The organism is Kitasatospora sp. NPDC043950 (genome assembly GCF_056435345.1).
Window position 1 is genome coordinate 35,223 of record NZ_JBWKER010000050.1, and the last position, 12,405, is coordinate 47,627.

Genomic DNA, 12,405 nt, shown 5'->3' on the forward strand with positions numbered 1-12,405 from the left:
GTTACTCCGAAAGGTGCGGTTCGGACGGCTGGGAGGCCAGGGCCTGCGAACCCTGTTCATCGCGCGCGGAGCGCGACGCATCGGTGTAGTCGCGGTCGCCGACCAGCACGGCGTCCACGCCGTCGCTGTCGGACAGGCGCACCTGCACGGCCTCGCGCAGCGAGGTGGGGAGGTTCTTGCCCACGTAGTCGGCCCGGATCGGCAGCTCGCGGTGGCCGCGGTCGACCAGGACGGCGAGCTGGACGGCGCGCGGGCGGCCGATGTCGTTCAGCGCGTCGAGCGCGGCCCGGATGGTGCGGCCGGAGAAGAGCACGTCGTCGACGAGGATGACGAGCTTGCCGTCGATGCCGCCGGACGGGATCTCGGTGTGCTCCAGGGCGCGGGCGGGCTTGAGCCGCAGGTCGTCCCGGTACATGGTGATGTCCAGGGCCCCGAGCGGGATCTCGCGCCCGGTGATCTGGGCCAGCCGGCCGTGCAGGCGGCGGGCGAGGTGGACGCCCCTGGTGTGGATGCCGAGCAGCACGACGTCCTCTGCGCCCTTGGCGCGCTCGACGATCTCGTGCGCTATCCGGGTGACGACCCGGGCGATGTCCGTGCCGTCCAGCACCTGGTGCGGCGGTCGCGGCGTCGAATCTTGGTGTGTGGTCATGCCGAAGCGGACCTCCTTCCCCGCCTCACTGGACGGGCCTTAAAGGATGTCTGGGACTGCCCCCGCCGACCGGGCGCGGGCTTCGAGCCATCCTAGCAGCGGGCCGGGAGGCAACCGGACACGCACCATTCCGCTTCGCCGGGTTCACGCCCCGGACGCGCCGAGGATGCGGGCCATTCGCACGACTGCCCCATTCGGCTTGACGCAGCTACCTTACTCTACGTAACCTCACAGTGAGTTACGAGACGGACGTCGAACCCACCGGTAACGGCGTCGGCAATCGTCCGTGACCCACCACTGAACGCGAAGCAATCTCGTCCGGGGAGATCAATGTCCAGCGACTACGCGAAGCAACTCGGAGGCAAGCTCCGAGCGATCCGCACTCAGCAGGGTCTCTCCCTGCACGGTGTCGAGGAGAAGTCCCAGGGGCGCTGGAAGGCAGTCGTCGTCGGCTCGTACGAGCGCGGCGACCGTGCGGTCACCGTGCAGCGGCTGGCCGAGCTGGCGGAGTTCTACGGCGTCCCGGTGCAGGAGCTGCTGCCCGGCGGCACCCCCGGCGGCGCGGCCGAGCCGCCGCCGCGCCTGGTGCTCGACCTGGAGAGACTGACCCAGGTCCCGTCCGAGAAGGCCGGCCCGCTGCAGCGCTACGCGGCGACGATCCAGAGCCAGCGCGGCGACTACAACGGCAAGGTGCTGTCGATCCGCCAGGACGACCTGCGCACCCTGGCGGTCATCTACGACCAGTCGCCGTCGATCCTCACCGAGCAGCTGATCTCCTGGGGCGTGCTGAACCCCGACGCGCGCCGCGCGGTGCGCGAGGAGGAGGCGAGCTGACGCTCGCCGCACCGGCTCCCGCCGGCTCGGTCCGCGGTCCGGGCCACGCCCCGGGCCGTGCAGAAACGTCACGGCGCGGCACCCCGCATCCCGGGGGCCGCGCCGTCGCGCGTCCACGGCCGGCTCAGCAGACCGTCCCCAGGCTGTAGCCGGGCTGCGCCGCCACGCCGTCCAGCCGCACCGGCCCGGCAGCCGGCGCCCAGTCCTGCCCGCCGCTCGACCAGGCCCAGGAGGCCGGCAGGAAGTGCTCGTCGGCGGCTCCGCCACGGGCACCGCCCGCCGCCACCGAGCCCTGCGAGCCGTGCAGCACCGCCACCCCCGGCAGCTCCAGCGCCAATCCGGCGCACAGCACCGCGCAGACCAGCTCCAGGTCCTCGTCGTTGATCCGGACCACGCCGTCCTCCCACTGCAGCACCCGGGCCGCCGCGGTCAGCCGCCCGCCCGGCGCGTCCACCCGCAGCCGCAGCTCGTACACCCCGGCGCCCGCGCCGACCAGCATCCGGCGGAACACCTCGGCGCCGCGCTGGCGGGCGGCGCGCACCCAGCGGGCGTGCTCCTCGTCGACCTCGCCCGCGGCCCCGGACAGGCCGCCGTCCAGCAGCAGGTCGGCGTGGCAGAGCGTCAGCCCGTTCTCCCGGGCCCGGACCAGGCGCGGCACGAAATCCCCGGCCAGTTCCTCGCCCTGATAGGCCAACAGCTGGGTCTGCAACGGCGGATTGACCAGGTAGCGGTCGCGGGCGAGCGGCTCGGCCGGGTCCAGCCCGTGCAGCACGCAGAACTCCGCGAAGTCCTGCGGGTGGAACATCCGGGCCCGCACGGTGTCGAAGCGCTCCAGGGCGTCGGCCAGCAGCTCGGCGGTCTCGGCCAGGTAGTGCTCGTGGTCGGCGGCGTTCGACAGCCCCCAGGCACGGGCCCGGGCGAAGTCGGCCGCGCTGGTCAGGATCCCGATGACGAACGCCTGCTCGGCCCCCTCGACCCGCCGCCGCTGGTGCGGCGCCCGCACCGTGGGTCGCGGGCCGCCGGCGGTGCAGTCGGAGTTGCGGCGGGCGCGGCCGTTGCGGCTCATGCGCCCACCTCGCTGCGCTCGGCACGGGCCTGCGCCCCTGCGCGCCTCTCGGTGGTCCGCTCGCTGCGCTCGCTCACGGGATGGCTCCTGGCATCGACGGGTACCGTCGGCGGGTGACGGTCAGCGGCCGGCTCGCCGCTGACCGTCTATCTCCCCATCCGCGCGCGCCGCACACGTACGGCGTGTCACAGGAATGTAACCGACGGTAAGACGATGTGATTCACGCCGTCCGCGGCACCCGGGCGAGCTGGCGGGACTGCGCGACCAGGCGGCCGGACTCGTCCCAGACCTCGGCGTCCTCCTCGAAGTACCCGCCGGCCACGTTGCGGGTGGCGTGGGTGACCCGCAGCCAGCCCGGGACCGGCCTGGCCCGCAGGTGGACGGTCAGTTCGACGGTCGGGGCCCACCCGGGCAGGCCCAGGTCGAAGGTCACCGGCGGCAGCGCGTCGGCGACCAGCAGGAGCAGCAGCGGGTCGGGATCGCGGCCGTCGGCGAGCCGGAACCAGCCCTGGATCCGCCCGTTGCCGGACGGCTGCCCGAGCGCCCAGCCGATGGTGGCCGGGTCCAGCCGCAGGTCGAAGCGCTCCAGCAGCTCGGCCTGGGCGATCAGCTCCCGGGGCGCGTGCTCGACGCCGACGCACTGGTCCGGCGGCGGCAGCTGCGGCGGCACGGCGCTGGTGCGCACCTCGCCGTCGGCGGTGGAGAGGTCGCCGTGGCTGGCGACCACCCGCAGCCGCTCCACGCCGTCCTGGCTGAGCGAGGCGGTGCCGGTGGAGAGCCCGCGGCCGGTGCGCAGCACCTCGGTGCGGACGGTGGCCGGGCCGGGCGTGGAGGCGGACAGGTAGTAACCACTGATCGACACCGGGTCGGGGTGGTCGCCGTGCTCCAGCGACAGCGCGTGTCCGGCGACGGCGAGCAGCAGCCCGCCGTTGACCCCGCCGCCAATCTGCCAGCCGGCACCGAGTTCGGCCTCGTAGCGGCCGGGCTCGTCAGGGTGCCGGGTCAGGGCGATGCCCTGGTCGAACTCGCTGCGGGTCGCGGTGGTCATGGGGGTGGCCTGCCCTTCACTGCGGGTTTCCGAACGCCAAGTTACTGGCGAGTAGGGCACCACCTTACGCCGCCCGGGTGAAACGCGCGACGGCCGCCGGACCCGGAATCCGGGTCCAGCGGCCGTTCTGCGGGTCTCACCACCGCCGGTGGTCGGGACCTACCGGCGGATGCTCGGCTTCAGCTCCAGGAAGCGGGCGAGCAGGCCGTTGACGAAGGCCGGGGAGTCGTCCGTGGAGAACTCCTTGGCGATCTCCACGGCCTCGTCCAGGACGACCGCGTCCGGGACGCCGTCCTCCCAGATCAGCTCGTAGGCGCCGAGCCGCAGGACGTTGCGGTCCACGATCGGCATCCGGTCGAGGGTCCAGCCCACCGCGTACTGCGAGATCAGGTCGTCGATCCGGCGAGCGTGCTGGACGTACCCCTCGATCAGCTCCATGGTGTACTCGCCGACCTGCGGGGTGCCCTCGTCGGGCTTCGGCTCGCGGGCGCGGGCCACCCAGTCCGCGAGGACCCGCTGCGGGTCGACCCCGCGGTGGTCGGCCTCGAAGAGGATCTGGAAGGCCCGGGTGCGGGCCTTGCTACGTGCGGCCGACACGGACTTACTTCACCCGGCCGAGGTAGCTGCCGTCGCGGGTGTCGACCTTGATCTTCTCACCGGTGACGATGAAGAGCGGCACGGCGATCTCGGCACCGGTCTCCAGCGTGGCCGGCTTGGAGCCGCCGGTGGAGCGGTCGCCCTGGACGCCCGGCTCGGTGTGGGAGATCAGCAGCTCGACGGAGGCCGGGAGCTCGATGTACAGCGGGGAGCCCTCGTACATGGCGACCAGGGCCTCGAAGCCCTCCAGCAGGTACTTGGAGGCGTCGCCGACGACGGCCGGCTCGACCACGATCTGGTCGTAGGTGTCCGTGTCCATGAACACGAAGTTCTCGCCGTCCTTGTACGAGAACTGCATGCCGCGCTTGTCGACGTTGGCGGTCTCGACCTTGGTGCCGGCGTTGAAGGTCTTGTCGACGACCTTGCCGGTCAGGACCTCCTTGAGCTTCGTGCGCACGAAGGCCGGGCCCTTGCCGGGCTTGACGTGCTGGAACTCGACGACGGACCAGAGCTTGCCGCCCTCCAGCTTGAGGACCATGCCGTTCTTGAGATCGTTCGTGGAAGCCACGGGCGCACTTACTCCTGGATATAGCTGTCAAGGAACCAAGGCTTGCGTCCTGCCGCCGACGGCCGACGGGCGGCCGCGGTCACAGGGCGAGGAGCTCCTTGGTGGTGATGGTGAGCAGCTCGGGCCCGCCCTCCTCTGGGGGACGCACCACGAGCGTGTCCTCGATCCGGACACCGCCCTTGCCCGGGAGGTGGACCCCTGGGCCGACGGTGACCGGCACGCGGCTGTCCAGTTTACCCATGTCCGACGGGCCGAGGCGCGGCGCCTCCCGGATCTCCAGCCCGATGCCGTGGCCCACCGGGTGCGGGGAGGTCTCGGTGTGGCCGGCCGCCTCCAGGATCTGCCGCGCGGCCCGGTCGGGCACGCACTGCTCCACGCCCGGCCCGAGCGCCTCCCGGGCGGCCCGCTGGGCCCGGAACACCAGCCGGTGCAGCTCCACCTGCCAGGGCGCGGGGGCGGCGCCGATCACGAAGGTCCGGGCGGTGGAGACGCCGTAGCCCCGGTACTGGGCGCCCATCACCACGGTGAGGAAGTCGCCCTCCTCCACCCGGCGGTCGGTCGGCTGGTGGGCGGGCTGGCCGGAGTGGCTGCCGGTGCCGACGGACACCGGGTAGGCCGCCCGGTCCGCGCCGTGGTCGATCATCCGGCGTTCCAGCTCCATCGCCAGGTGCCGTTCGGTGCGGCCGACCAGGATCGACTCCAGCAGTTCGCCGAGCGCCTGGTCGGCGATCTCGGCGGCGATCCGCAGGTCGGCGATCTCGTGCTCGTCCTTGACCACCCGCAGCCGCTCGACCACCTGCCCCAGGTCGGCCAGCCGGGCCCCCTCCGCCAGGCCCGCCACCGCGCGGTGGCGGCTGACGGTCAGGTCGTGCTCCTCCACCGCCAGGTCCGCCACGCCCAGTCGCACGGCGGCGGCGGCCGCCGCCAGGGCGGTGTCCGCCGAGGCCGCCACCGGTACCTGGGTGACGTCCGGCGCGATCAGGTGTTCCCCGGTGTCGTCCGCCGGCAGATCGTCCGGCACTGCCAGCAGCACCCGCTCCCGGGTCAGCAGCAGCGTCGCCCCGCAGGGCGCGCAGCCCGTCAGATACCGCACGTTCGCCGCCCGGGTGATCAGCGCCGCATCGGCCCCGGCCGCACTGCAGTGCTCCCTCACCCGCTCCCGCCGACCCGCGTACGCATCAGACATGCGTCGAGCCTACGAACCCCCACTCCGATCCGCCCGCCGAGCACCCCCGACAGGGCGCGCCCCCACCCCCGCACGCCCCCTCCGTGGTCGCTACGCCCCCTCCGGGTCGATCAGGCCGCGGCGGTAGGCGGGGACCAGGTTCTGGGGGACGAGCAGTTCGCGGCCGTTGAGGGTGATCGGGACGAGCTTCGGGGCCTTGCCCTTCCACTGGGCCCGGCGGTGCCGGGTGTTGCTGCGGGACGTCTTGCGCTTGGGGACGGCCATCGGGGGCTCCTTGTCGGGTGGTGACGGTGGTGACGGTGGTGGCGGTGGTCCGGTTACCGGGTGGTGCCGGCGGCGTACGGGAGGAGGGCCATCTCGCGGGCGTTCTTGACGGCCCTGGCCACGGCGCGCTGCTGCTGGACGGTGAGCCGGGTGACGCGGCGGCTCCGGATCTTGCCGCGGTCGGAGACGAAGCGCCGCAGCAGGTCGGTGTCCTTGTAGTCGATGTACTCGATGCCGGCCGTGAACAACGGGTTCGGCCGGGCCTTGGGCGGGTTCGGTCGCTTACGCACAGTGACGGCTCCTCAGTGAACGGGGTCGAGCAGGTCCCGGAAGGCGTCCGGCAGGGCCTTCCAGCCGGGTTCGCCCGCCGCGAGTTCGGCGTCGGTGAGCAGACAGGAGTCGAGCAGCCCGGTGACGCCGTCGACGTCGAGGCCCTCCGCGGTGAAGCTGAGCTGCTGCACCCGGTCGCCGTGCAGAGGGTGCCAGTCGAGGGCGGCGGCGGCCCGGCGGGCGGGCGGGTAGAGCTCCCAGGCGGCGTCGGGCAGGGAGGTGAGCCAGGGGCCGCACTCCTCGACGGCGAGGTTGGCCCCGGCGGCGTCCCAGGCGAGCATCAGGTCGGGCCGGTTGGCCAGCCAGAAGCGGCCGCGGCTGCGCTGGGCGGCGGGGACGAGCAGTTCCAGCGCCCGGTGCAGCCGCTCGGGGTGCAGCGGGCGTCGGCGCTCCCAGACCAGCGTGGTGACGCCGGCCTCGTCGCTCTCCTGCGGGAGCAGCGCGATCGCCGGGTTGACCCGGTCGCGGGCGGCGGCGACGTCGAAGCCGCCGAGGGCGGCCCGGGTGAGCGCCCCGGTGCCGAGCCGGACGACCCGGGCGGTGGGGTGGAGCTGGCGGAGCAACGCGAGCCCGGGCGCGTGCGCCGTCGCCCGCGGGACGGCGAGGGTGGTGGCGTACTCGACCTGGTGGGCGAGCGCCTCCGCGCGGGTCCGCTGGTCCTGGACGGCGGTGTGCTCGCCGTGCTCCACCAGGTCGTCGGAGACGGAGAGTTCGCCGATCAGCCGGTCCGGGTCGACGGCCGTGACCACGCCCGCGAGTTCGACGGCGTCCTCCAGGTGGCGGCCGTCCGCCTCTCCCCCGGCGATCACCTCGACGGCCGGGTGCGGGTCGCTACCGCCCCACAGTTCGACGATCGCGAGCCCGTACCGGCCTTCGTCGGCGATCCGCAGCAGTCGCGGCAGCAGGTCCTCGCGCAGGGCGCAGCAGGGGCAGTCGTTCACCAGCGGGACGTCGGCGGCGTCGAACCCGCCTCCCGCGTCGCGCAGTTCACGGCGGACGACGCCCTGCGAGGCCTCCCGCAGGTCATGGTGGAGGACCACCGCGTCCACCGCGGCCGCCGCCAACTCCCGAACGGCGGCGCGGCGTTCGTCGGCGTGCAGTCCGGCGACGACCACCACGGGCAGTTTGATCCCGTCCACGCCGCTCACCAGCTGGCCTTGCGGACGCCGGGCAGGTGGCCGGCGTGGGCGTGGACGCGGAGGTTGACCCGGGAGAGGCCGAAGGCGCGCAGGTAGCCACGGGGGCGGCCGTCGACGGCGTCGCGGTTGCGGATCCGGGTGGCGCTGGCGTCGCGAGGCTGGCGGGCGAGTTCGGCCTGGGCGGCCGCGCGTTCGGCGGGGGCGGTGCCGGGGTGGGCGATGATCCGCTTGAGCTCGGCGCGGCGCTCGGCGTACCGGGCCACGACGGCGCGGCGCTGCTCGTTCTTGGCGATCTTGCTCTGCTTGGCCATCAGACCTTCCCCCCTCGGGCGCGGATGCGGGCGACGGCGGCCTCGATGCCGATCGTGTCGATGGTGCGGATGCCCTTGGCGCTGAGGGTGAGCCGGACGTACCGGCCCTCACCGGGCAGCCAGTAGCGCTTGTGCTGGATGTTGGGGTCGAAGCGGCGGCGGGTGCGGCGGTGCGAGTGCGAGATCGCGTTGCCGAATCCGGGTTGGCGGCCGGTGAGTTGGCAGTGGGCGGACATGGGTGCTCCCTGGCGTCCGGGAATGGGCGGGACGGAGCTCACGTTACACCAGATGAAAATGACTTCCATTTCGGTGTACGGTTTCGCCCCAGCCCCGAACACCCCGCCAACCCGGGAGGACACCCATGGCCCGCAGCGAACTGCGCCCCGTCATCAAGCTCCGCTCCACCGCCGGCACCGGCTACACGTACGTGACCCGCAAGAACCGCCGCAACGACCCGGACCGGATGGTCCTGCGCAAGTACGACCCGGTCGCGCGCCGGCACGTCGACTTCCGCGAAGAGCGCTGAACCCCGCCCGCCCGACGACCGGCACCGGCCCGCAGCGACGAAACGGCGCCTCCCCCGGGATCCCGGGGGAGGCGCCGTCGCTGATCGCTGCCGTCGCTGATCGCAGCCGTCGCTACTCGGCGGCCACCCAGCGCTTCTCCACCCGGGCCAGCTTCCAGTAGGCGATCGCCGCGGCCCAGACCACCACGAACAGCCCGGCGATCGCGTAGCCGACGTTGTCCAGCGAGATGCCCGCGATCCAGCCGGTGACCGGGTCGGTCAGATCGAGCTTCTCGTGCAGCACGCCGACCAGTTCGATGGTGCCGATGACGAAGGCCACCGCGATCGACAGCCCAGTGATCGTCAGGTTGTAGTACACCTTCCGGACCGGGTTCGCGAAGGCCCACTGGTACGCGAAGTTCATGAACGTCCCGTCCAGGGTGTCGAACAGGCTCATCCCGGCCGCGAACAGCAGCGGCAGGCAGACGATCGCGTACCAGGGCAGCCCGGCCGCCGCGCCCGACCCGGCCATCACCATCAGGGTGACCTCGGTCGCGGTGTCGAAGCCCAGCCCCAGCACCATGCCCACCGGGAACATCTGCCCGGGCCGGGTGATCGACCGGGTCGCCCGGTTCAGCACCCGGGCCATGAAGCCGCGCGAGTTGAGGTGCTCCTCCAGCTGCGCCTCGTCGTACGACCCGGCCCGCATCGCCCGGAACACCTTCAGTATGCCGAGCAGCGCGGCCAGGTTGAGCGCGCCGATCAGGTAGAGGAACGCGCCGGAGGCCGTCGTGCCGACCATCCCGAGCCACTTGTGGGTGGTCGAGTCGTCGTCCATCAGCGTGCTGGCCAGCTGCGCGCCGCCCGCCACCAGGGCGGCCATCAGCACCACCATCGAGGAGTGCCCGAGGGCGAACCAGAAGCCGACCGAGACCGGCCGCTTGCCGTCCGCCATCAGCTTGCGGGTGGTGTTGTCGATCACCGCGATGTGGTCGGCGTCGAAGGCGTGCCGCATGCCGAGGGTGTACGCGGTGATCCCGAGGCCCACCCCGAAGACCTGGGTGCCGACCGCGTAGTTGTGGGGCGCGACCAGGAAGACGAGCGTCCCGAAGGCCACCACGTGCATGGCCAGGATCACCCCCATCAGCCCGGCCGTGCGGACGGTGTCCTCGCGCTTCCAGCGGAACGTGGGCAGCACGGACGGTGTCGCCGGCGCCTCGGCGGCGGCGGTTTCGGGCAGGGTCATTCGGGTCACGCTCCAGCACCTCGTGGAAACACTTCGTGAGATGCCGTGGCCGGTCTCCTGGCTTACGGGGGTCCCGTACCCGCCTTCCCAGGTGCGCGAGGCTCCCAGTGGCGTCGTGGGTACGGACGTCTCTCCATCGTCGACGATCACGATGGCCCGATCACAGTGGCGAGGGCCGCTCCGGACTGGGACCCCTGAGGATCCGTCACCGGTCTTCCCGAGCACCACGGCGGGGAACACCGTAGGGGCCAGGACCCACCCTTGCAAGGCTGCGCACCTGCGCAGGTGTCCAGGATCACAGGCCCCCTCCTGCAACAATGTGCGCATGCATCTCGTACCGGCCGACCGCGCGGGCCACCGCACCATCGACGGACACCGGGTCTGCGAGGCCATCGCCGCGATCGGCGACCCCGCGCACGTCCGCACCTGGGCCGAGCGGTTCTCCCTGCTCGCCGACCCCGGGCGGCTCGCCCTCCTGCTCGCCCTCCACCGGGCCGGCCCGCTCGCCGTCTCCGACCTCGCCGTCGCCACCGGCATGCGCGACCCCGCCGTGTCCCAGGCCCTGCGGCTGCTCCGCACCGCGGGCGTGGTCACCGGGGACAAGGACGGGCGGATCGTGCGCTACCGGCTCGTGGACGAGGCCCTGCGCCCCCTCCTCGACGCGTGCGCCGCCGCCGAACACCACGAGCCCAGCGCGGCCGTCGTCTGACCGGCTCCTCCGGAGGACGCGCCGGGGCCCGGCCGGAGCAACCCTCGAACGCGGTCAGGCCGCCTGGCAGGCGGGGCACCAGAAGAGGTTGCGCGCGGCGTGCTGCTCCGTCCGGACCTCGGTGCCACAGACCAGGCAGGGCATCGCGGCCCGCCGGTAGACGTACACCTCGCCGCCGTGGTCGTCGACGCGCGGCGGGCGGCCCATCGCCTCGGGGGTGTGCTCGGGGCGGACGGTGTCGATCCGGCCCGCGCCGACGCCCTCGTGCATCAGGGCGACCAGGTCGGCCCAGATCGCGTCCCACTCGCCCCGGGTGAGGTCGCGGCCGGCGCGGTGCGGGTTGATCCCGTGGCGGAACAGCACCTCGGCCCGGTAGACGTTGCCCACCCCGGCCAGCACCTTCTGGTCCATCAGCAGCGCGGCGACGGTCGTCCGGCTGGCCGATATCCGGCGCCAGGCGGCCTGCGGGTCGGCGTCGGCGCGCAGCGGGTCGGGGCCCAGCCGGGCGGCGACGGCGGCCTTCTCCGCTCCGGTGACCAGCGCGCAGGTGTTGGGGCCGCGCAGGTCCGCGTAGCCGTCGTCGTTGGCCAGCCGCAGCCGGACCAGGCCGACCGGCTCGGGCGCGGGCCCGGTACCGAAGGCGAAGCCGCCGTAGAGGCCGAGGTGGACGTGCACCCAGGCGCCCTCCTCGAAGCCGAGGAACAGGTGCTTGCCGACGGCTTCGGCCGCGGTGAGCAGCTGCCCGTCGATGGCCTTGGCCTCGTCGGCGAACCGGCCCTGCGGGCTGGACACCTCGACCGGGCGGCCGCCGAAGGCCTTCCGGTTCTCGGCGGCGAGGCGGTGGATGATGTGGCCTTCCGGCACGGGCGTCAGCTCCCCCGGGGTGGTTCGACAGGACCCGCACATCATCGCAGCCGGCACCGACACCGCCGGATCGTCGCAGGTCAGCGCACCGGCATGCCCATCAGCCGGGCCAGGATGACGCGGTCCAGCTCGGCGGCGGTGCCGGCCACGTCCAGGTACGAGTTGTCGATGATCGGCAGCCCGGAGTTGTACCAGCCGGCCATCCGGCCGTGGATCCGCGCCACCTCCTCGTCACCGAGCCGCCGGGTGCCGCCGCGCCGGGCGTTGCGGTGCAGCACGGAGTCCAGGCTGGGCAGCAGCACGACCGGGATCATGCCGGGGCCGATGTGCCGCTTCCAGCCGCCGAGGCCGATGGCCGGGCGGTCCGGGAAGACGGCGTCGTCGATGATGCAGGAGATGCCGTTGGCGAGGTAGTTGCGGCAGGCGAAGCCGCAGGTGCGGCGGGCCAGCCGGTACTGCGCCTCGGAGGCGTTGTTCCAGCCGGACTGCGGGTTGGCGAAGCCGGACTGCACCCACTCGCGGACGTCGTCCAGGCTGATGTGCGCGGTCGGGCTGGGCCGGCGCTCGGCCCAGTACCGGGCGACGGTGGTCTTGCCGGCCCCGGCCGGGCCGATCAGCAGGACGGCGATCGGACTGGTGGGCGCGTGCCGCTGCGGCGGGTGGGCGGGGAGTTGCACGGGCGTGCCGGAGGGCAGCACGAAGTGCCCGGTGGACCCGACGGGGACCGGCGCGCCGGGCGCGGGTGCGGCCGGGGCGGGCGCGGCAACAGGAGCGGGCGGCACCGGAGCGGCCGGAACCGGCGGCGCGGCGGCGGGAACAGGAGCCGGAGCGGGCGGCACCGGCGGCGGCGCGGCGGCCCCCGACGGCTGCGGCCCCGGCGGAGCGACGGGACGCGGCGGGACCTGCCCACCCCCGGCGTACTGCGTCACGGTCACCTCCCGACACCTCTCAGCGGGGAGACTACACGGCGGCACGGGGGGGGGGGGGGGGGGCGCGCCGGGGGTGGGGGGCGGGGGGGGGGGGGGGGGGGGGGTTGGTTGGTAGAGGGGTGAAAGGGAAAGCTTACTCAGACAACAACCAACACCACCA

The 12,405-nt window shown here is 73.3% G+C and carries 17 protein-coding genes and 1 riboswitch; of the genes, 3 read left to right on the top strand and 14 right to left on the bottom strand.

Features of this window, described 5'->3' with window-relative positions:
* Window position 1: 1 nt before the first annotated feature.
* Complete coding sequence (gene pyrR / locus AC07BF_RS28855) at window positions 2-649, bottom strand: bifunctional pyr operon transcriptional regulator/uracil phosphoribosyltransferase PyrR (RefSeq protein WP_363583138.1); 648 nt, start codon at window positions 647-649, stop codon at window positions 2-4.
* A 330-nt stretch (window positions 650-979) separates the two neighbouring features.
* On the opposite strand from pyrR, the gene bldD reads away from it, so the two are divergent.
* On the top strand, window positions 980-1,483 hold the full coding sequence (bldD, locus tag AC07BF_RS28860) for a transcriptional regulator BldD (RefSeq protein ID WP_031072501.1): 504 nt from the start codon (window positions 980-982) through the stop codon (window positions 1,481-1,483).
* 124 nt (window positions 1,484-1,607) lie between these two features.
* Here bldD and AC07BF_RS28865 read toward each other — a convergent pair whose 3' ends face one another.
* The 10 genes from AC07BF_RS28865 to rpmB all read right to left on the bottom strand — a co-directional run bounded on the left by AC07BF_RS28865 (window position 1,608) and on the right by rpmB (window position 8,228).
* Window positions 1,608-2,549, bottom strand: a complete 942-nt coding sequence (locus AC07BF_RS28865) for a hypothetical protein (RefSeq protein WP_363583136.1) — start codon at window positions 2,547-2,549, stop codon at window positions 1,608-1,610.
* A gap of 220 nt (window positions 2,550-2,769) precedes the next feature.
* Entirely contained in the window at window positions 2,770-3,597 is an 828-nt protein-coding gene (locus AC07BF_RS28870) for a thioesterase family protein (protein WP_363583134.1), read from the bottom strand.
* A 159-nt stretch (window positions 3,598-3,756) separates the two neighbouring features.
* Window positions 3,757-4,194, bottom strand: a complete 438-nt coding sequence (gene nusB, locus AC07BF_RS28875) for a transcription antitermination factor NusB (RefSeq protein ID WP_063346766.1) — start codon at window positions 4,192-4,194, stop codon at window positions 3,757-3,759.
* 4 nt (window positions 4,195-4,198) lie between these two features.
* Window positions 4,199-4,762 (bottom strand): elongation factor P, encoded by a 564-nt coding sequence (efp, locus tag AC07BF_RS28880; protein ID WP_350877845.1) that lies wholly within the window; start codon window positions 4,760-4,762, stop codon window positions 4,199-4,201.
* A 79-nt stretch (window positions 4,763-4,841) separates the two neighbouring features.
* Window positions 4,842-5,948 carry a M24 family metallopeptidase gene (locus AC07BF_RS28885; RefSeq protein ID WP_400986387.1) on the bottom strand — a complete coding sequence of 369 codons (1,107 nt, stop codon included), beginning with the start codon at window positions 5,946-5,948 and terminating at the stop codon, window positions 4,842-4,844.
* 90 nt (window positions 5,949-6,038) lie between these two features.
* Window positions 6,039-6,212 carry a 50S ribosomal protein L32 gene (gene rpmF / locus AC07BF_RS28890; protein WP_063346769.1) on the bottom strand — a complete coding sequence of 58 codons (174 nt, stop codon included), beginning with the start codon at window positions 6,210-6,212 and terminating at the stop codon, window positions 6,039-6,041.
* Window positions 6,213-6,265: 53 nt separating this feature from the next.
* Complete coding sequence (gene rpsR, locus AC07BF_RS28895) at window positions 6,266-6,502, bottom strand: 30S ribosomal protein S18 (protein ID WP_363583130.1); 237 nt, start codon at window positions 6,500-6,502, stop codon at window positions 6,266-6,268.
* A 12-nt stretch (window positions 6,503-6,514) separates the two neighbouring features.
* The gene (locus AC07BF_RS28900; RefSeq protein ID WP_478334109.1) at window positions 6,515-7,681 is read right to left on the bottom strand and encodes a CobW family GTP-binding protein; all 1,167 of its coding nucleotides are present in this window, start codon (window positions 7,679-7,681) and stop codon (window positions 6,515-6,517) included.
* A 5-nt stretch (window positions 7,682-7,686) separates the two neighbouring features.
* A complete protein-coding gene (gene rpsN, locus AC07BF_RS28905) occupies window positions 7,687-7,992 on the bottom strand; it encodes a 30S ribosomal protein S14 (protein WP_063346772.1) in 306 nt (101 codons plus the stop codon).
* Window positions 7,992-8,228 carry a 50S ribosomal protein L28 gene (gene rpmB, locus AC07BF_RS28910; RefSeq protein WP_363583124.1) on the bottom strand — a complete coding sequence of 79 codons (237 nt, stop codon included), beginning with the start codon at window positions 8,226-8,228 and terminating at the stop codon, window positions 7,992-7,994. Before rpmB ends, rpsN begins: the two co-directional genes overlap by 1 nt.
* Window positions 8,229-8,353: 125 nt before the next feature.
* On the opposite strand from rpmB, the gene rpmG reads away from it, so the two are divergent.
* Window positions 8,354-8,518: a 50S ribosomal protein L33 gene (rpmG, locus tag AC07BF_RS28915; protein ID WP_363618280.1), complete on the top strand. Its 165-nt coding sequence runs from the start codon at window positions 8,354-8,356 to the stop codon at window positions 8,516-8,518.
* Between the two features lie 112 nt (window positions 8,519-8,630).
* Here the strand turns inward: rpmG and nicT are convergent, their stop codons facing one another.
* On the bottom strand, window positions 8,631-9,743 hold the full coding sequence (gene nicT, locus AC07BF_RS28920) for a Nickel transporter NicT (protein ID WP_478317765.1): 1,113 nt from the start codon (window positions 9,741-9,743) through the stop codon (window positions 8,631-8,633).
* Between the two features lie 30 nt (window positions 9,744-9,773).
* Window positions 9,774-9,987, bottom strand: a riboswitch (cobalamin riboswitch).
* An 81-nt stretch (window positions 9,988-10,068) separates the two neighbouring features.
* Here nicT and AC07BF_RS28925 point away from each other — a divergent pair.
* The gene (locus AC07BF_RS28925) at window positions 10,069-10,452 is read left to right on the top strand and encodes an ArsR/SmtB family transcription factor (protein ID WP_363583120.1); all 384 of its coding nucleotides are present in this window, start codon (window positions 10,069-10,071) and stop codon (window positions 10,450-10,452) included.
* 54 nt (window positions 10,453-10,506) lie between these two features.
* Here the strand turns inward: AC07BF_RS28925 and AC07BF_RS28930 are convergent, their stop codons facing one another.
* Window positions 10,507-11,316 (bottom strand): Fpg/Nei family DNA glycosylase, encoded by an 810-nt coding sequence (locus tag AC07BF_RS28930; protein WP_400803582.1) that lies wholly within the window; start codon window positions 11,314-11,316, stop codon window positions 10,507-10,509.
* 80 nt (window positions 11,317-11,396) lie between these two features.
* Window positions 11,397-12,290 carry an AAA family ATPase gene (locus AC07BF_RS28935; RefSeq protein WP_478334110.1) on the bottom strand — a complete coding sequence of 298 codons (894 nt, stop codon included), beginning with the start codon at window positions 12,288-12,290 and terminating at the stop codon, window positions 11,397-11,399.
* Window positions 12,291-12,405 lie beyond the last annotated feature (115 nt).